Here is a 24,359-nt window from a genome sequence, read left to right as displayed (position 1 = left end):
ACCATGACACAAAGTTTTGAGAGTGCAAAATCAAGGTTAGAAAATATTAAGACCATCGAGCCTTTATTAAGTGCCCTCAGAACCATGTCGATGGGGGTGTGGCAGATGGCGAACAGAAAAATTGCCAGTTTGTCCAACTATGAGGATGATCTTGATCAAATTTTAATTGAGATACTTCCTAAATTTGCTCAGAAGCCCGTTAGGGCACAAACGGTCCAGGAAATTCCGAAAGCCAATTCCGATACAATCATTTTGATTATTGGGTCAGAGCGCGGTTTATGTGGAAAATTCAACGCTGGTTTAGTAGAAAACACCTTGAAATTCATTGATCAGAACCAGTTTTCTTCTTATCAGATTTGGGTAATGGGATCAAGGCTGCGGCTCGAATTTGAGCGCAGGGAAATAACGATTGCTTGGCGTAAGGAACTTCCCGCCAGCGGATTATTCACCTATCATGAAGCTTACATGATCACACAGGATTGGCTGGATCAGTTTGAAGCCTACGCCTTTGATCGCTTCATTGTATTAAATAATCATTTGGTTTCAGGTAGCTTGTATCAATTTGAAACACACAATTTGCTGCCCTTTGAATTCGAGCGGAATTCAGAAATTAACCCGGGCGATTCACGTCGTTGGCCTCCTGTAATTATTGAAACTGATCCAAAGGGAATCTATAATCAAGTTATTCAACACTTTATTGCCGCCAGCTTTTACAAATTATTGCTCAGGTCGGCTGTTGCTGAGCACTCTGCAAGGTATCACCTTTTGCAAGAAGCCAGTGAAAATGCTGAAGACATTATCGAAGATTTGATATGGGTAATTAATGCTGAAAGAAAGCGGAAAATTACCCAACAAATGCAGGAATTGGCTGTTAGTGCAGGTTTGCTTAAATATTAATTGTTATTCAATACTTAATTCGGAATTATTTATTAGGAGGCAGGTCGTGAGCGGGAAGAAAAAATTCACCATTGGTGTTGATTTTGGTAATCAAGCTGCACAGGCTGTACTGGTTGATGTCAGCAATGGAAAAATCATTGCTTCATCTGTCTACAAATATCCACATGGTGTGATCACCGATCAACTCCCCAACAGTCATGTTGTACTGGATCCAGATTGGGCTCTTCAAGATCCAAAAGACTATATTAATGCTCTTAAGCGAAACATCCCGAAATTAATCGCAGACAGCCAAATCTCGCCTGATCAAGTCATCGGGATCGGGGTTAGTTTTCCAGGATCAACCGTTATTCCCACTACGAGTGACGGGACGCCTCTTGCATTACTCGACGAGTATAAAGATGAGCCGCATGCCTGGCCGAAACACTGGACGCATGCTGCCGCCTCTGATGAGGCAATCCAACTCATAAAAATCGCAACCGACCGATTTGAAACCTTTCTTGACCGTTACGGTGGAAATATCAGCCCCGAATGGTTTTTCCCAAAGGTCTGGCAGATTTTCAATGAATCATCATCCGTTTATTCTGCAGCTGAACGATTGATTGAAGCCTCCGATTGGATGGTCTGGCAATTGACTGGGATAGAAACACGAAATATATGCGCAGCAGGTTTCAAGGCGCTCTGGTCAAAAAGCGAGGGATTCCCCTTAGAGACTTTTTTCAGCGCGATGCATCCCAGCATGCGAGACATCGTTGAAGAAAAAATGAAACACGAAATCACGCCTTTAGGTGAGCAAGTCGGAGAACTGACGGAGACAGCCGCAAAATGGTTAAAACTCAATCCGGGCATACCGGTAGCGACGGGAATCCTGAGCGACCATGCCGCAGTGCCTGCTGCCACTGTTGCTGAGCCAGGAAAAACGGCATTAATCCTCGGCAACCATTTTTCCCATATGGTCCTTTCAAAAAAGGAACACCGAGTTCCTGGTATGTGCGGGATGGTAGAGGGTGGTATTGTGCCAGATTTGATTGCCTATCAAGCCGGGCAGGCAAATAGCGGGGACCATTTCAACTGGTTTCTGGAAAATGGAATCCCTGGTAATTATGAAAAAGAAGCCCGTAAACAGAAGATAAGCCTTCTTTCGTTGATAGAAGAAAAAGCTGCAGCCCTTGAACCCGCTGAATCTGGACTGATTGCTTTGGATTGGTGGAATGGCAATTGTAGTATTCTTGCTGATAATGCATTAACCGGAGTGATCCTGGGTTACTCATTGAAGACAAAACCGGAAGAAGTTTACAGGGCGCTGTTGGAAGCTACGGCTTTTGGTACAAGAAAGATATTTGAATCCTTCATCGCCAGTGGAGTCCCGATTAATCAAGTTGTTGTCACCGGTGGTGATCTTGTGAACAATAACCTGTTGCTAAACATTATTGCCAATGTGACCAATATCGAAATTCGAGTTGCTGAAACCCGCTTTCCGTCAGCCCTGGGTTCGGCCATGTATGCAGCCGTAGCAGCAGGTGAAAGCCGGGGAGGCTACAAATCAATTCAAGAAGCTAGCCAGAAAATGGCGCGCTTGAGAAATAAGAGCTACCTACCCAATAATAATGACAAGAAAACCTATAACAGGTTGTATTCAGAATACACTTTATTGCATGATTATTTTGGCTACGGGCACAATAATGCTATGAAACGATTGAAAAATTTGAGAGACACCATACTTGAGAAAAAAAGGAGTTGATTCTCGAAAAACCTTCTTTCTTTGGCAAGACTCATATCGTAAGTTGCTGTTTTGGTGTGTTTTTAATCCCCAAACGTCATCTGCTTAGAAAAACATAATCCGCTGTGCTATTGGTCAGCCAGTGGTATGTGTTCGTATTCATTGGCAATTCCAGAAAAATAATCTTGGTTTTTCGATAAGATATGATTCTTAGTGATATTTTAAGGTTAAAAGGGTTCATTTTCGTCAAAACTAATTGGGTTATGGTATAATCCACTCACTATATTTTTTCAGATTGGAGGAACATAAATTATGGCAAGTGTAACGTATCAAAATGTGTGGAAGAAGTTTGGTGATGTGGTCGCTCTTCAAGACCTGAACTTAGAAATCGAAGACAAAGAGTTTCTTGTCCTGGTTGGGCCCTCAGGGTGCGGGAAGACAACAGCATTGCGCTGTTTGGCTGGGCTTGAAGAGATCACCGAAGGCAGTGTATTTATTGGAGAAACTAAGGTAAATGATGTGGCGCCAAAGGACCGTGACATTGCCATGGTCTTTCAGAGCTATGCCCTCTATCCCCACATGACCGTATTTGACAATATGGCCTTCGGGCTCAAACTTAGGAAAGTGCCAAAGCAAGAGATTAAAAAATTGGTGGAAGAAGCCGCTGAGATTTTAGGTATTGAGGGACTTCTAAACCGAAAGCCCAGGGAGCTCTCGGGTGGTCAACGGCAACGTGTTGCTGTTGGTCGGGCGATTGTTCGCCAACCAAAAGTGTTCCTCTTTGACGAACCACTTTCAAACCTTGATGCTAAACTGCGTGTGCAAACACGTGCCCAAATCAGCAAGCTGCATCAAAGATTGCAGACAACATTTATCTATGTGACCCACGATCAGGTGGAAGCTATGACCATGGCCAATCGCATTGCAGTGATGAACCACGGTGTTCTTCAGCAATTGGATTCACCTCAAAAGCTGTATGATTATCCCGATAATATGTTTGTAGCCGGTTTCATTGGCTCACCATCAATGAATTTCTTTAAGGGCAAAATCGTTCGTGAGGACGATGCCCTGTACGTTGACCTGGATAGTTTTAAAATCAGAATTCCTGATGAACGACGTGCCCCTTATGAGTCAATTGTCGATCATGAAATCGTCTTCGGTATTCGCCCTGAAGACATTCACAACCCCGATTTTGCACCACCTTCAATTATTGCAGAACCGGTTGAAGCAAAGGTTGATGTCACCGAATTGATGGGCAATGAAATCTTCCTCTACCTGGTCAATGGTGAGCATAATTTTGTTGCCAGGGTTGACCCTCGCACACGCGTCGAGATGGGAGATAATCTGAAGGTCGTATTTAATATGCAAAATATGCACATTTTCGATTCCATGGCAAATCCAGACAACCCTGTTGCAGTTCGATAGATCTCCAAAATTCTAAGTAGACCAAAGGCGGCCAAAAAATAGCCGCCTTTTTTGCTTTTTTAAAGACCTGGGGTTTGTGGCTTGTTTCGTGTGAAAAATATCAAAATACCTGCGTACAACAAGCTCTGTAGAGCCACAAAAATAAACGCATCACGCCAGAAGCGCAAAGGGAACAATCGAATCAGTGTATCTGATGTATAAAACTGCCAGGTGCCGCTCTCAAAAAATAACTGATGAAACCAGGAAAAAATGGTATCAAAGCTCAGAGCTATAAATAACAAAATCGCCAGGATCAATCCAATGGTTAACCAGCCGCCAAAATGCATGGCTTTGAGAAAATATTGCTTTTTACCACTATGAATACTTGCCTGGAGACTCACCAGGATCCCTATCGCTAAAACTGCCATGGCTAAACGCATCCCTGAAACCACTGATTTTACGTCTTTCATATGGCTCAATTCACGTTCGTTAAAGATAGGGTTGCCATCCTCAAATTTAAGATCTTCCAAATATGAAATGCCCTCATTGTTAACGAGGTACTTGATCGATGGTTCTGACCAATGCAACCTGTCCTCAAAAGTAAAGCCATAGGAGTCATCAGGGAAGGCTGGTAAACGATAAGCAAATCGCGCGTAAGCTGGGGTGATTAATACTCGGATCGAAATCGTTAATATCATGAAAAAGATCGCTACGGAATTAATACACATCAATACTTTGATTAAGTTCTCTTTATGTTTCAACGTAAATCTTCCCAATTGCCCTCCAGGAAAAAATCAATCACGATTTTATTGGTTACCCATTCTATTGGTGCCAAATCGTCAGTGAAAACCCGGGTTGCTTCAGGCTCTGGCTGCTGGAACATTATCGTCACTGCCATTGCCTCCAACAAAAGGTCTTGAATGTCTGATCCGAGCAATAAATTGTAGTTTTCATAAAAATTTTCCCAACTGCCTGGTTGTTTCGTCGCAAACAGAATGGTATTCATTGAGTCGGGAACATCCATGACAAAAACGGTCGGAAAAATTTGTTTTATTGTGGTTCCAAGATCGTTGATTAATGACCTGTCTACAGGGCTTCGCCCAACATTGATCACCATCACACCTTCAGTAGAAAGCTTATCATGAACAAGTTGGAAAAATTCCAGGGTGGTCATATGCCAGGGAATATATGGCGGTCGATAAGCATCAACGCTGATGATGTCATAATCGCCCTGACTGTGTGCTAATCCCCAACGACCGTCCTGCACAAATACGTTTAATGAGGGTTGATTCATATCAAAAAAATTGCGACCGATGTCAACAATCAAGGGGTCGATTTCAAAACCATCGATAGCGATATCACCGTAGACTTCCTGGGCTTGCCTTGCTGTTGTGCCCGCTGCCAAGCCCACAATCGCCATTTTATGGACTGCATCAATTCCATAAGGGGGTTTGTTGAAAAATGGGCTTACCAAGACTTGAGACCAGGGCCCATAATAATTTAATTGGGTGGGGTGATAAATTGAATGCATCCCCTGTCCATCATTAAGGCGAAGATACCGGTACTCTTGCTCTTCGATCACTTGAATATAGTTATATGCGGATTCACCTTCAAAAATCAAATTCTGTGTTGCTTTATCTGCACCCCGAGTGCCAAACACCCATAACAGGATTAAAATTGTAGGCATCCATGCGTATTTCAGCCAGGACCTGAAATCAACATAAACGCAGTATCCAATTGTAGCAATAAGCATTAAACAAGAGCTGAAAAACAAAAAAGTGCGATAGGTGCCTATTAAGGGCACTAAAACAATCACGGGCAAGAAAGTGCCAACAAAAGAGCCCAGTGTTGATATTGCTGAAAGCCGGCCGGCTGTTTTGCCGACATCGTGAGCGTCTTTCAGTAATAGTTTCAATGCAAAAGGAGAGATCATCCCCAACAGGGTCACCGGTAACACGAATAAGATCATCACCGTAGAAAAAGCACCCGCCAGGATTGGCATTTGAAACTGGTCAAAGGCATTTGCAGTCACCTTTAAAATCGGGCGAGAAACCATGGGCACCAAACCTACAGCCAAACTTGCCCACAATAAAATGTCGTAAAAAATGTTGAAGTGCGGATGATTATCGGCAACTTTTCCACCCAGCCAATAACCAAGCGTGAGGTAAATTAAGATCAAACCAATAATACTTGCCCAAACCAGGTTGCTGGTTCCGAACACGTTTCCTAACAGGCGCGAAGCAGATAATTCCACAGCTAGCGCAGTCATTCCTGAGAAAAAAACGGTGATGTACAAGAAATACTTTTTCAAAAACATCTCCCAAGATTCGTCAACAACTCAGAGATTATAATCTATAAGTGAGCATCGGTTCAAATCATCTTTGAGTTGGCAAAAGACCCACATGCGCGTTTTCCCAAAAATAACAATATCATTTTTCTTCGAAAGACTGCGCATGTTGCAGAGAGTCATCGACAAGCCTTTTTAAGCCTCTCAGAGCAATAATAAGGCGGGGTTCCAGATAATTTTCCATAATCGGTGTGATCCCTTTGTAAAAATGCTTTAATATACTGGATAAAGCGTTTTTTTCTAATACTGATGCCAATTTAGGCAAAAAAGCTCAGTTAATCTGAGCTTCTCACACTGGGGGTGAAGGATTCGAACCTCCATCAACAGATTCAGAGTCTGGTGTCCTACCATTAGACGAACCCCCATCGTTTAATGACAGGCTATATTTTACCAAATGGCAAGGAAAGGTGCAAGCAAAAATTCGGTTTCCAGAACTTCATTGTTCTGTTTCTTTGACCGTTTAGTGAAATTGGCTTAAATCACAATATTCGTGAGGATAAAAAAATCCTAATTCCATCTATGCTATAATCACACCGATAAGTCGTTAAGGAGTTCCTTGTGTTCAGTCCGGCGTTCAGTGCATTTTGGGTCATGATAGGGTATTTGATCTTACTGGTTCTGTTGGGCGTTTTTAGCGCTGGAATCGGACGCATGAAGGGAATCAAATCCAAGACTGGATTCATCGGTGCGATTTTCTGGTTGATGGGCGTCGTTTTTTACTTCATCCTGGCTCAAATTGGCTCACCGGACGCCATCATCTTGATTTTGATCAGCCTTGCAGCTCCACTCTTTTCCATCATTAACTTGCTAATAATTTTGCTCAATAAGAAACACTCATGGAAAGACCCTGCTTATAAGAAGAAGAGCCTTGCCTATTTACTGATATTCATGGCTGCCCTCTTGATATATATCATTGGCTTGATCATTGCCTGAACAGCCCTGGTTTTATAACAAATTACTACCTCATGCAACCCGTTGATTTTTTGCCACAGTCAGGAAACCAATCGACCCATGAATAACCCTTCCATATTCATTTTCTCTGGAATCGCAGGATCAATTTTTGTGATCCTTGGAACGCTGATCAGTGCCTTTGCTTATCGGGGCAAGCAAGGCGAGACCTACTCACCCCTGAACCATTTCATCTCGGAACTGGGAGAGATAGGCGTCTCGCACTTGGCCTGGGTATTCAACACAGGATTAATCTTGTGTGGAATTATTTTAATTCCGGCATGTATTTCGCTTGGTATGATCCTCCCTGGTTTCTTATCAAAGCTCGGGATGTTCTCCGGGGTGATCGCTGCAGTAGGATTGGCTCTGGTGGGTTTCAATCTCATGAACAAACTGAAGCCGCATGGAAAAGCTGCAGTAACTTTTTTTCGCGGTGGTTTAATAATGGTGTTATCCTTTTCGCTGGCAATCGCCTTTCAACCTACAAATCGCCTGGTGATCCCACGCATGTACAGCCTGGCGGGTTTACCCGCAATCCTATCTTTTGGTGGATTTCTGTTATTAATGGGCAGATCCAGTCGTTTAGAGACTCGTGGTCCGCTACAACCGATAACAGATGATCGACCAAAATTCTGGTTGATGCCCACAGTGGAGTGGTCTATCTTTTTTACGATTGTGTTGTGGTTCTTGCTGATTGCTGTAAGTCTTCAATGAAAATTCCTAATCGAAGACCAAATAAAAAAAAATATGTTATAATCTGAATACATCAAATTATGGTAAAATTTTTGATTAACAGCATCTAATCAATTAAGCAAACGATTTTATTAAAGGAGAACCATGGCTAAATTAGAGAACATCGAAGGAATTGGGGAAGTCTATGCTGGTAAACTGCGAGAAGCAGGCATTAAAACCATTGGTATGCTATTGGAAGTGGGTAGTACGCCTAAAGGTCGTCAAGAAATTGCTGATAAATCAGGCATCAGCCGTAAAAGAATTTTAACCTGGGTTAACCATGCCGACTTGAAACGGATCAAAGGTGTCGAGCGCCAGTATTCTGAGCTTCTTGAAGCATCTGGCGTGGATACCGTTGTAGAGCTGGCAACGCGGAATCCTGAGAACTTGCACAAGAAGATGCTCGAAACCAACGCCGAGAAACGGTTGGTCCGCCGCCCGCCATCATTGTCAATGGTCACAAGGTGGATTGAGCAGGCAAAAACTTTGCCGCGTGCAATATTCTATGATTAGAAACTGACGATAACGCAAAACATCCTCTGAATTGTTCAGAGAATCAAAATATCGGCTAATATTTAGCCGGTATTTTGTTTGGAAATATGATTGAATTCCTGTGCTTTGACAGGATTAAGATTTTTGACATCTTTTTATTGTAAGCAAAGCCATCATTTGCTATACTTTAATTGCAAATCCACAAGATGAAAGGAATCAAAATGGCTTATTCATTTACGAATTCAAAAGGAAAAACCTACTACTTGCATTGTAAGACCATTGTGTCTAAGTCGGGTTCAACCCGCGAACTGTATTACTTTGCAGGGGATTTACGTCCTGAATTTGCTGTTGATGAAATTCCTGTCGGGAAGGAGGTTGTTGAATTAGCATCCGGATTGCCAGCTTTGAAAAAGGAATAACAGCACTTGCGGGATACATACCATATCTGGATTTTAACCTGCCAATGTGGTCTGTAAATCACAAAATTAATTAAATATTCTTATTAAAACTGTTTTTCGAATATAAAAATCAAAAGCGCATCATGTCATTTACAGGGCGTATTTTTTCGTACCTGGCGCTGATCTATCTCCCAGTGGTTCTACCTGAACCCTTGAAAGACCAAACCATAAGGTCGCTGCACCATTCCAATATAAATAGAATATCGAACCAAACCAGCCACAATTTGCATTAAAAAGGCTTACGCAATGCAAAACCAGGTCAATACCGTGTACTTTTTGGCGTGTTTCTACTGACTCATGAACTGTTTATCACTTTCATCGGCAAACAACCCTGAGTTTTGAGACAAAAGCAGAGTTTGTCTTCAAGCCCATGCCTGTCAACAGCTTAACCAACAGCTAAAGACACAACACCATCCCGGTGATATAGACCTTAGTGCTAAATTTGAAAACCTCGAATTGTTTAGTTAAGCTCATAGAAAGTGGATGATCAATCGTTCGATATTATCTCCATGTAAAAATAAGCGTTCTAAGCTCGCTGAGCTAAGCCGAATGGTCTCTTTGTCTCAGCCCGACGCATTTTTGATAAATTATGAAATCTGAGTGTTTTAAACACAGATCAAGCCTATTAGACTAATGTAGCAACTCCTGATTTTGGCGTAACTCTTCGACCAATTGTGTGTGTGATTCGCGAGTAATTGGGTATTTGATTAACAAGGGCATGGTAAGGATGAACATCAATACCGGAATTAAAGTAAAGAGGAAGCGAATTCCAAAAATTGCCAGTTCCGTTTGTGGTATATCAGGTACGTAACCAAAGCCCGATAACATCCATCCGGCGGCAGCAATCGCGAAAGCGTTAGCAAATTTTGATGTAAACTGCCACATCCCATAGTAAACGCCTTCCCGACGTTCTCCGGTGACTGCCTGGTCGATTTCAATGACATCCGGCATCATGCTCCAGGGACACACCCATTGTGAAGACAGGCCCATACCGGCCACAATCGCAGTAACGTAAACAAGGGGAGTCGGGTGCGCCGGGTAGAAAAACCCTGCCAATATCGCAACGGAGGTTATGCCGAGTCCCAGTGCGTAGGCTTTGCCTTTGCCCAAGCGATCAGCAATCATCTTCATTGGGTAGAGGCAGAGTCCAATCGTCAGCAGCAGTGTCATCATAACAATGGGCATTTGCTCCTCCATCTTCACCACATATTTAAGGTAGTAGGGAAGAAGTGTTGTGAGCAGGGTGAAACTGATGTTTGAGACCAAAAATGAGAGCATCAAGCGAACGAATGGTTTGTTTTTCAGCGTTTCAACAAACGATTTAATCGGCGGCATTTTTGATGTTTCGATCTCCTCTGCCGGTTTTTCTTTAACAGAAAAACCAGTGATCAGAATTACGATGGCAGCAAAAATTCCAAATGTGAGCCCCATGGCACTGTAACTGGCCGAATTGCTGAATCCAAAGTTGTTTTTATATACATCTGCGACAACGGTGGCCAGAGCTGCCCCGATGATATATCCAGCCACTGTAAAGATTTGTCGAACTGTCGTGAGGGCTGTACGCTCGTCATAATCCTGGGTCAGTTCTGGCGTAAGTGCTGAGTAGGCAACGCCAATAAAGGAATGCAGAGTATCGAAAAGCAAATAAGTGGTTAATACGATTAGAAATGCTGCAACGCCTGTCAACCCGGGCGGAAGTGAGAACATGAGCCAGGTCGTGAGGGCAAGCGGAATAGCCAAGAAAAGCAGGTAAGGTCTCCTGCGTCCCCAACGTGAGCGGGTCCGGTCTGAAATGTAACCAAATAAGAGGTCATTAACAGCATCCCAGGTCAGTTTGCCCAACATCAATGCTGACCCCACCAAAGCCGGGTCGAGCAGGGCAATGTCTGTATAGTAAAAAAGCAAGAAAAACTGAACGATCGCGGTGAGCATTGCAATACCGGCATCAGCAACACCATAAAGCACTTTGATATGTGTGGGGACTTTGTTTGTCATTTTTTTCCTTCAATATGTTAACATGTGGTATTTATTTCGGAGTGGCATTGTTACTTTGGCTTTTACCAAAGTATTTCTTCGCAGCGATAACAAACTCGTCTGCGCGTACGACTTTGACCTTGTTCGCATCCAGAGTTTGAACAAAATTGTAGACATCGGTCACAGTGGTTCGATATGCAAAAAGGTGAACTCCAACAAAGCGAGGTTTGGGTCCTGGTGCATCGATTATTTCTTGCACGCCAGCCATGACTTCATCGCTAGAATGGAATATTTGGGATAATTGTGGCCATTTATTGCAAATAAATATGCTTCTATTATCTGCAACAATCGGTTTGGCCACATTATAAAAATATCCAGAAATGAAGCCCAGAATGTTATCAGGGGCATGCAAATGTTGTTTAATGACCTTTTTTGGAGGATCTGGATAGTAGGAGGTGATTACTGTGATGTCAGCCTGACGGCATATTTCTGCAGATTGTTCCAGGTAATTCGGCAAATTGTCGTGTAGAGGTGGAATAATATATCCTGCGCCAGAAGGCCCTGCGATTAAACAATCTGCAGGTGTCACAGTACTGTAATAAAGACCGAGCAATGCAGGGGCATAGGTCACGAGTAAAGGTTGCATTTCCCAATTGAAAGCCACTTTTCCTCGCTCGGGTCTGCGCCAGCCGCCAATCTGAGCGGTGTTCATCAGCATCAATTGATCGCCATCGGAGTAAGTAAAGGTCAGGTAAACCTTGTCCTTCTCCAATGTGACGTCCGCTTCATGAACATGTTCTTGCTTAAGCGGCACAACCGCCGGTAATCCACTGTGGAAAGAGAAATTTGAAGATAGGAACGAAGGTACCAACCGCAAACCATTTGCGCTAAGCTGCTGTAAAAAGGCAAATTCGTCATCACGGCAGGTGTGCCACCCAAATATCGTACTGTCTTGATGATATGCATATTTTTTTTGGATCGCATTGCCCAGGCTGACTTCTGGGTCGGAAGACATCCATTTTTGAGCCATGCGCTTTAATCGGTGGAAAAGACCTGCATTGTAAATAAAGTTACGCAACCAGGCTGGGCCACCCAAAATCAGCATCAGCAAATTCCACCCGCGTTCAAAGGTTTTTCCACTGCCTTTTGCAGTAAGGCTGTAAATGAACATCTTTTCCTTGACTGCATAATCCAGGAATTCGGGTCGGCACCAACCTGGTTCGATACTGGCTAGCTTTTTTGATGAGCAGCGTGGTTGAAGGTGCTCCAATGCCCATTGATAAAGGGAAACCCGATCTTGCCATCGATCGCGTAAATCATGGACAACAGACAGATCTAACTGTGCTGCCCAATCGATCCGATCGGGAGAGATTGGCAGCAGGTCCTCCAGGCTGGCGTACATGATTGCAATATTGATACTGTCTTCGATGGTTGGATCCCAGACAACCACACCCTTGACGATTGACAGAAAATGCTTGACCACCTCATTCAGGCTATCGGATTCCTGTGTGTCAATTGTATAAAACTGTTTATAACCTTCAAGGTTGTGTCGGTCCTGATTACCAAGATACTGGCGATATTTTGCCTGCCAGATGTCTTCTGGCATAGTGTCTTCATTGGTTCGCCTGGCGTTTGGATCGTCATAAATGCCATAATCCAAAAACAGTGCAGGTTGTTCGCGATTGACCAGACCTTGTAAAGTTGCAGCAGTTATTTGGTCAGCAAAAGGGAAGTGGCTGACATCTAGCACGATGATTGAATATGAGGCTTTCATGGCTGTTTTAATAACCCCACATTGCTTTTTGAACGGCACCCCAGGCAGCAATCCCTTCTGGGGTTTCAGGGTATTTTAGATAGTGAGATTTAAGCTGGTTTGAAAAATCGTATAGGGTTTTCATGGTTTGGAAGCTTTTTTCGCTAAACTGACCTTCTTTAACGCCTGCTTCTATAGTTTGGCATATACGCGCCCATCGCTCGGGGGGAAGATTGAGCTCGTAATTCAAATTGAGGTATTCGTAATCATCTTTGCAAAAGATGATCTCGTTTGTGTTGAGAAAGTCCAGTTCTTCTGGAGGAAAATCATTGACGATGGGGAGGAAACCCATCACACTCGCAAATTTCGCACCCTGACCGCGGAAATAGCGCGTGTTATAAGCCCACAAACCTTTTTTGCTGCAATCATCTTTTTCAAGGGCATCAAAAATCACATCTTTTGCGATTTTGCAGGCAGTATAGCCGCTGACAATACCTTCGCCGGAAAAGGCTTTGTTTTGATAGACTGAATCGCCTACAGCGACAAATCCATCACCCACGTAAGACAATGGTGCACGGCGATAAGGGCCACAGCCGATCCTCCTGGCAACCAGTTTTCCTGGATCTCCATAGCGCTCTTCTCGCCATTGCTTGTGTTTTTCCCAGGCAAGCTCAGCACTTCCAGGTATAACCATGCCCAGAATTGCCCCATCTCCGTAGGACATATTCCAAAATCCAGGTGTGCCCAAGAAGCTGTTGCTGCCGGTGGGGTAGCCTTCAGGAATGTCTTCACGAAGCTCTAAACCGCTGTAGAAAGTCTGCTCAGGTGGGAGCGGTGTGTTTTCGATACCAAAATCATCAGGTAGACGAGTTCGGAGAGCGCCTACGATGCCAGATGCGTCGACAGTTATGCGGGCATAAGCCTCAAAAGGCTCACCGCCAATATTACCGGTTACACCTTTGATATATCCATCTTCGACAATGACATCTTCAACGCGGGCTTTTTCAGTAAGCTTCCCTCCCGAATTTCGAATATATCCATGCAGGCGTTGCACGTATAAAGGCATGTTAATGACATAAAAGGGATAGTGAACTTCGAAATACCGGCTTGAATCAACAGACCAAACCTTAAAGAAGGGTGGAAGGTGGATCAACTCAGGCGGGGTTGGATGAGGAATCTCAAATTCATCAAAGCGGATTTCATCGATGTGGATAACTTCGATGTGGGCACCGACTTTATCGAGAGTCAGGGCTTCCAGAAGGTGGACATCGCAGCCGGCATCAGCCAGTTTCCATCCTAAATAGGCTCCAATTGGTCCTGCGCCAACAATAAGCACGTCCGTGTGAATGGTTTTGGTCATTATTTTCTCCTTGAGTGTGATGGGTTCATGGGCAAAGTCGTCAAATACTTTGAAAATTATAAAAAAACCTTGTGAATTATAACATAGATAATTATCTACAGTTGTTAGAAGACTTTTTTGTAGAGGAGTTTTACTAAATACTTGAATCAAAAAAGCACATGGGAATTTTTTGTTACGAGGCTCCACATCGCGTTCATAGCAAGGTCCTCCGAGTTATGAGCGCGAAGAGCTATTACTGCTCGTAACCGCTTTGATGAGGTTTATCTTTGATATTCATAACAGATTGTTAAGCGATTTGGCGAATATGTGTTATTGAAATTGGAAAAGCGTACTGATGAAAACGGTACGCAGGTCATGTTTAAGGTAAATTTTTCAAAAACCGAGGGAATTATAGCGATGATGTGGGTGCTCTGATGGGATACCCCAGCACTAACTTCCACGCCTACAGGATGGGACCGTCATGCGTCTCAGGTTTAGGGGCGCAATCGAATTTTAAACTGATAAGATTGGGATTCCAGTCGATATTGAAGCAGCGTGTCGGATCCGCAGGAGTTACTGCCCAGCCCGGTCTGGCCTAAATCGATGAACAGCCAGGGACCTGCCTGGACGGTGACCTTATCGATATGCCTTGCATTTGTCAGGTTCATCAACGAGCAATGGTGGATGCTGAAATCAAAACTGGGTCGACCCAGGACTCTGACCTGGGGCACACCATTCCCATACAATTTCAACCAGCGAGTGTCCGTGCGATTGCCATTTTCCTGGGGCATGATGTACGGATGAAACAAATCGACCCTTTTGGCAGTGTGGAGGTCAAAAAAAGCAGTATCTTCCCGGGCGCTATAGCTTTCATGAGGACCGCGCCCATACCAGGTCAAGCGTTGATAATCCATGCGCTTCTGGTTGTTGGTGAAACACGTCACGGCTCGATGGGTGGCGGGTTTGGCCATATGAAATTTTAAAAAACCTTTTTGGCGAGCGGCGACAGTGGAAAGGTTTTACACTTCCGGAATTTTGGGGGGAAGATCACAACCTCCTGAAGAAGAATCGCGAGCCAATCCAAGCAAATGGATAAAAAGGTAATCTGGAAAGCGAATGTAATGGACATTAAAAAACTTAATGCCCGAAGCTCAAACCAGTTGCCAATTATTTATTTCATTATGCGAAATGTGGGGCAAAATAAGCCATCTGGTTTAACGAATTCTCCAAACATGCACAACGGGTTTTGCGCCATCTGCGTATAACTCAAGCACGTAGAGCAATCCGTTTTGGCGATCAAATGCCACATCTCCAATGCGGTTTCGGCGTTGAACACCCCAGCCGACATCAACCAAATCCCATTCGGGCGGGTTCAGATACAGGCGCTCGTCGATGTCGACAACGGCATAGGGCTGTGGCTGCCACGCTTCCAGTTGACCGGTGGCGACCATCGCCAGGTCAGCAGGATCGTAGAGGATGAACTCAGCGTCGAACTGGGTTGTCCACCAACCACGGCTTGAGACACATTCCCCCGCAGCGGCATCACAACAACCGGAGAAATCATCCTGCGGGCAGAGCGAACCATTCGCCATGCGACAGGTAGGAAAATCCGTGGCTTCAGCATCCACACAAACGAGGTTTGGGCCATCCGGATGGATGTACCCATACCAGTATTTCTCGCCGTTGCTTTTTGTCCCGGCAAACAAAACTGCCGCTTTGTCGCCGGAAGTTGTCAGCCAGGCACCGCCACCCCATTCGTCGGGATGCTGGTAGCCGTCCAAACTGCGGATAAACTCCTCAGTGTTGTAGGCATTCTCGTACAATAGCAAGGTGATTTCTTCGAGACGGGTTCCAGCTGGATGCGGCGATCCATCCTCATTCCACGGGCAATAAGCAAAGAGTGTGGGTCCCATGCCGCCTTGACCACCGTCACGCATTCGACCCGTGCCGAGAGGCCTTCCATCGGCGTAAGCATCTGCCCACGTGGCAGGGATTTCGAACATGTAGTCGTTCACACTGTACAGGTCCTGGTTCCCGATGAACCATGTTCCCTGAAAATCAGGCTTCGACAGCGTTGGGCTGAACCAGCCATGCGTCGGGATTTGCTCCGACTGGAGGTGCTCGCCAAACGCAACGTGAATCTTCGCCCCCGTTTCGGGGCGGTTGAGGTATTGCATTCCGGCTTTGGGAATTTCGTCGTACTCGCTGAATTGCTTCTTCAACACGTTTTTAAAGTCTTGAATAAATTCTGCTGTGTTGAGGTCTTCGATATTCTTGGAAATGACCGGTTCTGGGATGCTGATCTCCGCGACTTGATTCCCGTCTGGCAGGTCGCCGTAGGGCATACGATTATGACCCATGATGAAGAGCGAGTTGCCGTCAGGGTTGTAGGTCATGGCGTTGCCGCCGTAGGCGAAGGTCTGCGGTCGGTCATCGCCGCCTGGAAGGCGGAACGCGCCAAGGTACTCAAAGTCGTCGGGATTGATTACATCGCCACTGATTTGTGCTATCGGAAGCAGCTGCGACTCGGGTGGTGACGCCTCCTAGGTTGGCGAGGATACATCCAAACCCGATTGGTTTTCCATCGGATTTTGACTTGGAATCGAACAGGCAAGAATAGCCAGCAGGAGAATCAAAGGAGCAGCCAGTTTTTTCATTTCATGCCTCCAATTCTTGATTTAATTTTACGAGCAGTCCTTCCACAACCAACGTCATGTGCCTCAGGAGCAGGGGCACAATCGAATTTTGAACTGATAAGGTCGGGGTTCCAGTCGATATTGAAGCAGCGTGTCCGGCCCGCAGGAGTTACTGCCCAGCCCGGTTTGGGCTAAATCGATGTACAGCCAGGGGTCTGCCTGGAAGGTGACCTCATCGATATGCCTTGCATTTGTCAGGTTCGTTAACGAGCAATGGTGGATGCTGAAATCAAAACTGGGTCCACCCAGGACTCTGACCGGGGGCACATCATTTCCATACAATTTCAACCAGCGAGTGTCCGTGCGATTGCCGTTTTCCTGCGGCATGATGTACGGATGAAACAAATCGACCGTTTTTGCAGTGTGAAGGTCGACAAAGGCAGAATCTTTCCGATCGCTATAGCTTTCGTGAGGACCGCGGCCATACCAGGTCACGCGTTGATAATCCTGGTGAAGCCTGGTTTTGAAACCCAACCTTGGTAAGCGAGTATTGATGTGCATCGGAACAAAATTTAAGTCGATTTCCAGCAAGCCATTTTGAAGAAAAGAATAAATAAGTTCACAATGGGCGATGGGTTGGTCTCCAGCAGTAGCCAGTTTTCCCTCAACGCGTATGGAAACACACCCATCATTATTGCTGATCAGCTCCACCTGGTTGCGAAAAAATATCGCCCGATCAAGCCCATCATAGAGCCATTCTTTAGCGATGTGCACATCGTTATCGGTGGGTGCACGCCAGATATTGAGACACAAGGGTTCGATAAAAACCGGTGCACGATTGACACGCCATGCATCGATCCAGCCCGTGATGCGATCGATTTCGAAAGCTTGCTGTTCATCCTCCACAATGATTCGATGCTCGTTTTCTGAAACTTGCCAGGAGCAGGGTTGGTCATTTGTTGTGACGCTGTATTTTCTGTTGACAACGCCCTCTTGGATGCAAATTTGATCCCGGGCTACGACATGCGAAGCCTCAGCCCAAAGCGTGGATGTTTTTTGCTTAAAAACAATTTCGAACCAGGTTTCTTTATCAGGCGGCAAAGTGATGTCAAACCCGGGAATCGTTAAGCTGATCTCTCCGGGTTGATGGCTGGAATCCAGGGGTATTTCACTCTCGGCAAGGAGGGTGCCTTCAGCCTTGAGAGTACAAAAACACTGCAAATGCTCAAGGCTGAGAAAATCATAGCGGTTTTGCAGCCGGATGCGATTTGCTTGCGAATCGTACTCCAGCAGTGATACGGGCTGAATCCAGTACTCTAATTCGTAAAGCCCTGGATGCGGTTCGCGATCAGGGTTGATCAATCCATTAATGCAAAAATTGGCGTCATTGGGATTATCACCATAATCGCCGCCGTAATAAAACGTGGTTTCACCTTCGAGTGTGCGATGGCGCAAGCCCTGGTCAACCCAATCCCAGACGCAAGCGCCAATTAATCGAGGGTATTTATAAATTAATTCCCAGTATTCGCGTAGACTACCGGGGCTGTTGCCCATTGCATGGGCATATTCGCACACAAAAAAGGGTCGAGGGTCGCTCTCCGGGTTCTCACCGGCTTTCTTTAATTCGGATATACTCGGGTACATCACGGATACAATATCGACAGCAGCTTCTGTGCCCGCGCTTTCATAATGGACGGGTCGGGAGGGGTCGACGTTGCGGATATATTCAGCCATACTGACATGATTCTCGCCAAAGCCAGCTTCGTTGCCCAATGACCAGAAAACAATCGAGGGGTGATTTCGGTTTTGCGCCACCATCCGACGCGCACGGTCTAAATAGGCTTCTTTCCAATCCGGCGAATCAGACAGCGCTGATCGGTTTCCAACAAATTCAAAGCCGTGAGTCTCCAGGTCTGTTTCATCAATTAAGTACAGCCCATAGCGATCACACAGTGCATACCAGTAGGGATGATTGACATAATGCGAGTTGCGCACAGCATTGATATTGTGGCGTTTCATCAAGCGGATATCCTGTTCCATCCGCGTGGGTGAAATTGTCCAGCCTGTGTCGGGGTCAAACTCATGGTGGTTGACACCTTTTAATTTAATCGGTCGACCATTAAGTAAGAGTTGTTGATCTCGAATTTGGATTCGCTTAAAACCGACATGAAAGCCAATTATTTCGAGGGGCAAGCCATCATCGTCCAAGGTCTCAATGAATAACGTGTACAGGAAGGGGGTTTCCGCAGTCCAGGGTTGGCAATCAGGTATCTCCTTTGAAAGCGGGCTGTGGGATTCTGCAGACATGCTGAAGATTATTTTTCCTGCCTGGTCACAGAGCATAACCCTGAGAGGGAGCGGACGGTCATCGTTGGTGATGAAACGGGCATTTAACGTCCCCACGGAATGAAGGTGATCGTAGTCCACGTCGATAATTGCATCCAAGATGTGTCTTCTCGGCCTGGCTGTCAGATACACTTCACGAAAAATCCCGTGCAGGCGCCACATATCCTGATCTTCAAGATAGGCGCCATCCGACCATTGATAGACGACAACCATCAGCCGGTTCTCACCGATGGAATCCAGATATGGTGTGAGATTGAATTCGCTGGTCAGATGGCTGGCTTTTGCACCGCCGACATAGTGGTCGTTACAAAACACATCGAAAGCACTGCTAACGCCTAAAAAAGTCACGACAATCTGAGTGTCATGCCAAGAAGCAGGGAGTGAAAATCGACGATGATAAACTCCGGTAGGGTTGGCATCTGGAACAAAAGGGGGATCAATCGGAAAAGGATAGGTGATATTCAGATACTGCGGGCGACCATACCCCTGCAATTCCCAGCAACCCGGTACGTCGATAACGCCAATGCAACCATTGCGAAGAAACAAATCCTGTGGCTTTTGTGGAAGTGCTTTGTGGGAATCTAAATAAATGAAATCCCATTGCCCATTCAGGAGCATACAGCGGCTTGAATCGATCGGAAAGAGGGGGATGGGTGTGTTTAAATCGTCAAAGGGAATAAACCAGGTGTGCCCCGGCAGCGCGTTAACCTGGGGTTGTCCGGGATCTTCAATATCTAACAATTTTCACTCCTCTGCCTTGGAACTTCGAAATTTAGGGGGTTACTGAAACATCCCAGGCAGGTCCGCCTTATGAAACACCTTCCCAGAGCTGATCACTTCCTTGCCCTGTTCGACTTTGTCCCACAAGTTCCAGAAAATCAAACCACGAATGCGGCCTTCATTCAGATAGAAGATCGTTCCTTTTTTGAAAGGTTCGATCCAATCTTCGAAAATATCCAACCTTATATTGGTATCACCAATTGCTTCATAACCCATGTCGAACAGGTCAGAATAAAAATAAGGAAAGTTGTCATAAGGCAGTTTCTCACCGGACATATTTTTGCCGGCAAGCAGCCCCATCAAATGAGCATTGCTGGCATGCTCCAAGCGCATTCGCTGGCCGAGTGGGATGTGTACAAAGTTGGCAACATCTCCAGCCGCGAAAATATCCGGATGATTTGTTTGTAGATATTCATCAACGACGATTCCATTATCAACTGTGATACCGCTGTCCTCTGCCAGTGCCGTATTGGGGATGATTCCGATGCCTGCGATGACGGCATCAAAATACGCTTCTCCAGGTTCATTATTTTCCATACTGTGATATTTGACTACGAACTGATCGCCTTCTTTTACGATAGAATCCACCAGATGGGTGGTAAATACTTTGACACCTTTATCCCGATAGTACTGAGCCATGTACTCCGATAAATTTTCAGGAAAAATGGTGCCTGATAAACCTTTTTCTGGGAAAAGCATCGTGACCTGCTTGTTATTGTTGGTCAGCGCTGCTGCCAACTCAGAACCAATGAAGCCACCGCCAATAATGCAGAAATTGTCCTTAAGTTCTGTTTCTTTCTTTAATTTATGATAATCATCCAGGGTGCGGTAGTAAATTACATCAGCGGGTGCTCCGGGCATATGCCGGGGATCTCCACCCGTTGCAAGCAGCAATTTCTGATAGGAATACTTTTTCCCTTTCTTAGTGACAACCAATTTTTCGTCCGGAGAGATTTTCTCAACTGTAGTATCCAGGATGAGGTCGACATCCAATTCATCCAGTTTTCTAAAGATGCCTTTTTCCTCTTTTCCTGCCCACAACCCTTTTGATAGGGGAGGACGAGCGTAAGGAGGGAATTCTTCTTTGGAAAAGACCGCAATTGAGCCATCAGGGTCATTCTCCCTGATTCCCATAACGGCTGCAGCACCTGTCATTCCGCCGCCAATAATGATGTATTTATATTTTTTCATGCTTTTCTCCTTTTATTAATTCTCTTGTGGATTGTTTCCCGCAATTATGGATAATGAATTGGGGATAACTTCAATTTTAAATGGCGTTTTACCGATCACATCGCCATCGGCTTGTGTTGTCATGGGGGCTTGGGTTTCCACCACGCAATATTCCCTCACTTTAAAAAATTTTATAAGTGGGTTGATTTTCTCTTTGTGAAAAATTATTGATCTGGCTACCCTGATGGTGTCCCAGACATTGGCGGCCCGAAAGATGAGTAGGTCCATAATTCCATCATCTAAAAATATATTTTCTGACCAGGTTAGTGGATCTACGCCTGCGGTACTGATGTTAGTAATAAGAACCTCGGATGCCATGACGGAAAATTTACGTTGGTCGCAATCGATAAAAACCTTGTGAAGCTTTAAACCTAACACCTGTTGGAAGAAGTAAATCAGGTAAGCAAAGACTCCCATCCGTTGTTTCTGGTGTGAGTGCACAGAGTCCATTAGCTTTGGGGAAAGTCCTACGCTGATATTTAATAAAAAATTCCGCTCGTCCAGCTTGAAAGTATCGATACAAACTTTATTCGGGTTCTTTGAAACAATCAATTCCAAGGCCTGTTCAATGTCTTGCGGAATATGCAAAGCTTTTGCCAACAAATTCCCGGTGCCTAAGGGAACAATGCCTAAAGAAGCATTTTTCCCAACCAGGTGGGTCCCCACCATTGAAACCGTCCCGTCGCCACCTGCTACGATTAAAAAATCCACATCTTCTGAAAGTGCAGTATCAATTCTTGTCCTTATTCTTTCGAATTCATCCGGCACGTAGACAAGATCAAGGTCAATTTGCTTTTGATCAAAAAAAGCACGAAACAGGTCACAATGATATTCCTCTCTACTGTGACCTGATTTAGAATTAAAAAACAATAATGCTTTCTTACGTTTCGGCATCTTTTTCTCAAAAGCATTTCTCATACCAAAATGATACTCTATAAAGCAACTTGTTATAATAACCACAATTTGCAATTTGATTAAAGTTTAATCGCATTTGAAATCAAATCTAAAGTAAAGGGTCTCTCTTTCATTATTATTATTTTTGATAAACACGATTAATTAATCAGAAATTTATTAAATCACCATGATTTATTTATTAAACTCTTGACTATCTTATTGAAAAAGAATATATTGTTTACATATCAACTATTATCTTTTGTCTTTAGTCGCATTGGTGTTAAAAATGCAAAATAACGGCCGGAAACTCTACTTTTCTCTCAAATCGATATTTTTGCACATTGACAACCAGGAGAAATCCCTCTTAGCACAATACGACTTAAACATCCCTCGTTTTTATATTTTAATGCATGTGCATGAGCAGCCTGGGGTCAACTATAACGAACTCAGTGATTTAATGTTATGCACCAGAGGCAATACAACTCGCGTCGTACGCTCAATGCAGAAAGAAGGCTTGTTGACCCGCAAAGTAAACAACGACGATCGACGGTGCTATCATCTATATCTTACAGACAAAGGAGAAAGAATTTTTACGGAGGTGTATATCGCATATAAACAACAAATTGATCGATTACTAGCAAGATTTTCTGAAGATGAGCTGACTTCCTATACCGACATTTGTGAACATATCGAAGAGGTGCTAACGCCGATTGGTTAAAGGAACCCCCTGATCTTCACCATGAACAAAAAATAAACTCAAGACCAAATATTATAAAAGGAGTGTACTGTAATGAAGAAAAGATTTGTTTTATTTGCAATCCTTATGATTGCAAGCCTTATGTTAGGAGCTTGTAAACCAAAAGCAAAACCTGAAGCTCCTGCTGTTGAGGCACCTGTTGTTGAGGAACCTGCGGTTGAAAAGCCGGCTGCAGAAGAACCGGCTAAAGAAGAACCGGCTAAAGAAGAGCCTGTGGTTGCTCCCCCCTCCACACCGGATGCAACTTTGCGTATCTGGGCTGATGACACCCGTTCAGCTATTCTGGCACCCCTGGCAGACGCATTTTTAGCTGAATACAATGTCAAAGTGATTATTGAAGAGGTCGCCAACATCCGTGACCAATTCATTATTGCTGCTCCTGCCGGTGAAGGCCCTGACATCACCATTGTTCCACACGATCAGGCTGGGCAATTAGTCGCCAGCGGTTTGTTGGCTCCGATTGACCTGGGCTCAAAAGCCGGTGACTTTGTCGATTTTACTATTGACGCCTTCACTTTTGATGGTCAGTTGTACGGAATGCCCTATGCGTCTGAAAACCTGGCATTTTTCTATAATAAAGACTTGGTTGACGCTGCCCCAGAAACCTGGGACGAACTGGTTGTTAAGGGCATGGAATTGCAAGATGCAGGTAAAGTTGATTGGGGCTTCGTGCTCTCTGGAACAACCTATGATGCTTTCCCGTTGATGACTTCTCAGGGTGCTTACGTCTTTGGTCGGGATTCTGCTGGCAACTGGCTGCCAAATGATATTGGAATTGGCGGGGAAGGAATGATTAAAGCCGGTAAGTTGATGCAAGAATGGATCGAATTAGAGTTCATGTCCCCCAACACTGACTGGGATACCGCTCATGCACTGTTTGAGACCGGTGAAGTTCCCTGGTTGATGGCTGGCCCATGGGCTTTGGATCGGATTCGCGCAGCTGGCGTCCCTTACGCAATCTCCGATTTTCCGGATGGCGGTTTGCCCTTCCTGGGTGTTCAGGGCTTTATTGTCAATGCCCTGAGTGAAAATCAACTCCTTGCTCAGGCTTTCCTGACTGAGTTTGTGGCTACTAAAGACGTGATGTACCAGCTTTATGAAGCCGGTAACCGCCCGCCAGCCTACATCCCTGCTCTGGAACTGGTGGATGACGAAGATATGAATGCCTTTGGATCTGCTGGTACCGGTGCGATGCCAATGCCAGCTCTTGCCGAAATGGGCAGTGTGTGGGGCGCGTGGAACGATGCCATTACCCTGATCATTCAGGGTGAAATGTCACCTGAAGATGCATTAACCAATGCACAACATCAAATTGAAGAATTGATCGGTGGCGCGCTGGCTGGCATGGTCAACGTTCCCGGTAGCTGGCAAGCCGCTGCTGGGTGCCCAGGTGACTGGCAACCGGATTGTGAAGCGACCGCTTTGAAAGAAGTTGATGGACTTTATGTCGGCACATTCAACCTTCCTGCCGGTTCTTACGAAGTTAAAGTAGCTCTGGACGGTAGCTGGGGTGTGAACTTTGGTGTTGATGGGATCGCCGATGGCGACAACTATCAGTTTGAACTTGCTGCAGATGGTGAAGTGACATTTATATATGATCCAGACACCCACTTGTTAGAGATCAAACTTCCGTAATTTCAACTTGAAATAGAAAA

19 protein-coding genes and 1 tRNA gene are annotated in these 24,359 nt (G+C 44.9%); 9 read left to right on the top strand and 11 right to left on the bottom strand.

The genetic code is table 11. The features are described from left to right. The first annotated feature begins 3 nt into the window (after positions 1-3). The 3 genes from CFX1CAM_RS07145 (at position 4) to CFX1CAM_RS07135 (ending at position 4,039) form a co-directional block, all read left to right on the top strand. Positions 4-897, top strand: a complete 894-nt coding sequence (locus tag CFX1CAM_RS07145) for a F0F1 ATP synthase subunit gamma (protein WP_087862363.1) — start codon at positions 4-6, stop codon at positions 895-897. Between the two features lie 46 nt (positions 898-943). Continuing rightward, positions 944-2,635 (top strand): ribulokinase, encoded by a 1,692-nt coding sequence (locus CFX1CAM_RS07140; protein ID WP_231940971.1) that lies wholly within the window; start codon positions 944-946, stop codon positions 2,633-2,635. A 291-nt stretch (positions 2,636-2,926) separates the two neighbouring features. Beyond that, positions 2,927-4,039: an ABC transporter ATP-binding protein gene (locus tag CFX1CAM_RS07135; protein ID WP_087862361.1), complete on the top strand. Its 1,113-nt coding sequence runs from the start codon at positions 2,927-2,929 to the stop codon at positions 4,037-4,039. A gap of 59 nt (positions 4,040-4,098) precedes the next feature. Here CFX1CAM_RS07135 and CFX1CAM_RS07130 read toward each other — a convergent pair whose 3' ends face one another. The 3 genes from CFX1CAM_RS07130 to CFX1CAM_RS07115 form a co-directional block, all read right to left on the bottom strand. Further along, positions 4,099-4,779 (bottom strand): TIGR01906 family membrane protein, encoded by a 681-nt coding sequence (locus CFX1CAM_RS07130; protein ID WP_087862360.1) that lies wholly within the window; start codon positions 4,777-4,779, stop codon positions 4,099-4,101. Continuing rightward, positions 4,776-6,329 carry a spermidine synthase gene (locus CFX1CAM_RS07125; RefSeq protein ID WP_157891776.1) on the bottom strand — a complete coding sequence of 518 codons (1,554 nt, stop codon included), beginning with the start codon at positions 6,327-6,329 and terminating at the stop codon, positions 4,776-4,778. Before CFX1CAM_RS07125 ends, CFX1CAM_RS07130 begins: the two co-directional genes overlap by 4 nt. 330 nt (positions 6,330-6,659) lie before the next feature. Continuing rightward, positions 6,660-6,730: transfer RNA gene (locus CFX1CAM_RS07115), tRNA-Gln, on the bottom strand. A 193-nt stretch (positions 6,731-6,923) separates the two neighbouring features. Between CFX1CAM_RS07115 and CFX1CAM_RS07110 the strand changes: the two genes are divergently transcribed. From CFX1CAM_RS07110 to CFX1CAM_RS07095, 4 genes are all read left to right on the top strand, one after another. Further along, on the top strand, positions 6,924-7,298 hold the full coding sequence (locus CFX1CAM_RS07110; protein WP_087862357.1) for a hypothetical protein: 375 nt from the start codon (positions 6,924-6,926) through the stop codon (positions 7,296-7,298). A 78-nt stretch (positions 7,299-7,376) separates the two neighbouring features. Then, a complete protein-coding gene (locus CFX1CAM_RS07105; protein WP_087862356.1) occupies positions 7,377-8,027 on the top strand; it encodes a DUF998 domain-containing protein in 651 nt (216 codons plus the stop codon). 123 nt (positions 8,028-8,150) lie between these two features. Next, positions 8,151-8,558, top strand: coding sequence for a DUF4332 domain-containing protein (locus CFX1CAM_RS07100; protein ID WP_087862355.1), 408 nt, complete (start codon positions 8,151-8,153; stop codon positions 8,556-8,558). 200 nt (positions 8,559-8,758) lie between these two features. Continuing rightward, a complete protein-coding gene (locus CFX1CAM_RS07095) occupies positions 8,759-8,956 on the top strand; it encodes a hypothetical protein (RefSeq protein WP_087862354.1) in 198 nt (65 codons plus the stop codon). Between the two features lie 669 nt (positions 8,957-9,625). Here CFX1CAM_RS07095 and CFX1CAM_RS07090 read toward each other — a convergent pair. The 8 genes from CFX1CAM_RS07090 to CFX1CAM_RS07055 all read right to left on the bottom strand — a co-directional run bounded on the left by CFX1CAM_RS07090 (position 9,626) and on the right by CFX1CAM_RS07055 (position 21,947). Further along, the gene (locus CFX1CAM_RS07090; protein ID WP_087862353.1) at positions 9,626-10,990 is read right to left on the bottom strand and encodes an MFS transporter; all 1,365 of its coding nucleotides are present in this window, start codon (positions 10,988-10,990) and stop codon (positions 9,626-9,628) included. 31 nt (positions 10,991-11,021) lie between these two features. After that, positions 11,022-12,743 carry a GxGYxYP domain-containing protein gene (locus tag CFX1CAM_RS07085; protein ID WP_087862352.1) on the bottom strand — a complete coding sequence of 574 codons (1,722 nt, stop codon included), beginning with the start codon at positions 12,741-12,743 and terminating at the stop codon, positions 11,022-11,024. 7 nt (positions 12,744-12,750) lie between these two features. Beyond that, entirely contained in the window at positions 12,751-14,082 is a 1,332-nt protein-coding gene (locus CFX1CAM_RS07080) for an NAD(P)/FAD-dependent oxidoreductase (protein ID WP_087862351.1), read from the bottom strand. 473 nt (positions 14,083-14,555) lie between these two features. Beyond that, complete coding sequence (locus CFX1CAM_RS07075; protein ID WP_087862350.1) at positions 14,556-15,032, bottom strand: beta-galactosidase small subunit-related protein; 477 nt, start codon at positions 15,030-15,032, stop codon at positions 14,556-14,558. 243 nt (positions 15,033-15,275) lie between these two features. After that, positions 15,276-16,457, bottom strand: a complete 1,182-nt coding sequence (locus tag CFX1CAM_RS07070; RefSeq protein ID WP_087862349.1) for a hypothetical protein — start codon at positions 16,455-16,457, stop codon at positions 15,276-15,278. Positions 16,458-16,781: 324 nt separating this feature from the next. Continuing rightward, entirely contained in the window at positions 16,782-19,784 is a 3,003-nt protein-coding gene (locus CFX1CAM_RS07065) for a glycoside hydrolase family 2 TIM barrel-domain containing protein (RefSeq protein WP_087862348.1), read from the bottom strand. A gap of 39 nt (positions 19,785-19,823) precedes the next feature. Continuing rightward, a complete protein-coding gene (locus CFX1CAM_RS07060) occupies positions 19,824-21,014 on the bottom strand; it encodes an NAD(P)/FAD-dependent oxidoreductase (protein WP_087862347.1) in 1,191 nt (396 codons plus the stop codon). A gap of 15 nt (positions 21,015-21,029) precedes the next feature. Further along, positions 21,030-21,947, bottom strand: coding sequence for a diacylglycerol/lipid kinase family protein (locus CFX1CAM_RS07055; RefSeq protein WP_157891775.1), 918 nt, complete (start codon positions 21,945-21,947; stop codon positions 21,030-21,032). 286 nt (positions 21,948-22,233) lie between these two features. Between CFX1CAM_RS07055 and CFX1CAM_RS07050 the strand changes: the two genes are divergently transcribed. Together CFX1CAM_RS07050 and CFX1CAM_RS07045 are read left to right on the top strand one after the other, a co-directional pair. Next, positions 22,234-22,665 carry a MarR family winged helix-turn-helix transcriptional regulator gene (locus tag CFX1CAM_RS07050; RefSeq protein WP_087862345.1) on the top strand — a complete coding sequence of 144 codons (432 nt, stop codon included), beginning with the start codon at positions 22,234-22,236 and terminating at the stop codon, positions 22,663-22,665. A gap of 72 nt (positions 22,666-22,737) precedes the next feature. After that, positions 22,738-24,339, top strand: a complete 1,602-nt coding sequence (locus CFX1CAM_RS07045; protein WP_087862344.1) for an extracellular solute-binding protein — start codon at positions 22,738-22,740, stop codon at positions 24,337-24,339. The last annotated feature ends 20 nt before the right edge of the window (positions 24,340-24,359 follow it).

Source organism: Brevefilum fermentans, from assembly GCF_900184705.1.
In the GTDB taxonomy this organism is placed as follows: domain Bacteria; phylum Chloroflexota; class Anaerolineae; order Anaerolineales; family Anaerolineaceae; genus Brevifilum; species Brevifilum fermentans.
The sequence above is the reverse complement of the archived record's forward strand: the minus strand, read 5'-3'. Positions and strand labels throughout refer to the sequence as shown.

Excerpts from the sequence above, each read along its gene's own strand:
- CFX1CAM_RS07055 (WP_157891775.1), bottom strand. The coding sequence starts at position 21,947 with ATGCCGAAACGTAAGAAAGCATTATTGTTTTTTAATTCTAAATCAGGT.
- CFX1CAM_RS07100 (WP_087862355.1), top strand. The coding sequence starts at position 8,151 with ATGGCTAAATTAGAGAACATCGAAGGAATTGGGGAAGTCTATGCTGGT.
- CFX1CAM_RS07080 (WP_087862351.1), bottom strand. The coding sequence starts at position 14,082 with ATGACCAAAACCATTCACACGGACGTGCTTATTGTTGGCGCAGGACCA.
- CFX1CAM_RS07050 (WP_087862345.1), top strand. The coding sequence starts at position 22,234 with ATGCAAAATAACGGCCGGAAACTCTACTTTTCTCTCAAATCGATATTT.
- CFX1CAM_RS07135 (WP_087862361.1), top strand. The coding sequence starts at position 2,927 with ATGGCAAGTGTAACGTATCAAAATGTGTGGAAGAAGTTTGGTGATGTG.
- CFX1CAM_RS07095 (WP_087862354.1), top strand. The coding sequence starts at position 8,759 with ATGGCTTATTCATTTACGAATTCAAAAGGAAAAACCTACTACTTGCAT.
- CFX1CAM_RS07075 (WP_087862350.1), bottom strand. The coding sequence starts at position 15,032 with ATGGCCAAACCCGCCACCCATCGAGCCGTGACGTGTTTCACCAACAAC.
- CFX1CAM_RS07090 (WP_087862353.1), bottom strand. The coding sequence starts at position 10,990 with ATGACAAACAAAGTCCCCACACATATCAAAGTGCTTTATGGTGTTGCT.
- CFX1CAM_RS07070 (WP_087862349.1), bottom strand. The coding sequence starts at position 16,457 with ATGACCTACAACCCTGACGGCAACTCGCTCTTCATCATGGGTCATAAT.
- CFX1CAM_RS07085 (WP_087862352.1), bottom strand. The coding sequence starts at position 12,743 with ATGAAAGCCTCATATTCAATCATCGTGCTAGATGTCAGCCACTTCCCT.
- CFX1CAM_RS07145 (WP_087862363.1), top strand. The coding sequence starts at position 4 with ATGACACAAAGTTTTGAGAGTGCAAAATCAAGGTTAGAAAATATTAAG.
- CFX1CAM_RS07045 (WP_087862344.1), top strand. The coding sequence starts at position 22,738 with ATGAAGAAAAGATTTGTTTTATTTGCAATCCTTATGATTGCAAGCCTT.
- CFX1CAM_RS07060 (WP_087862347.1), bottom strand. The coding sequence starts at position 21,014 with ATGAAAAAATATAAATACATCATTATTGGCGGCGGAATGACAGGTGCT.
- CFX1CAM_RS07105 (WP_087862356.1), top strand. The coding sequence starts at position 7,377 with ATGAATAACCCTTCCATATTCATTTTCTCTGGAATCGCAGGATCAATT.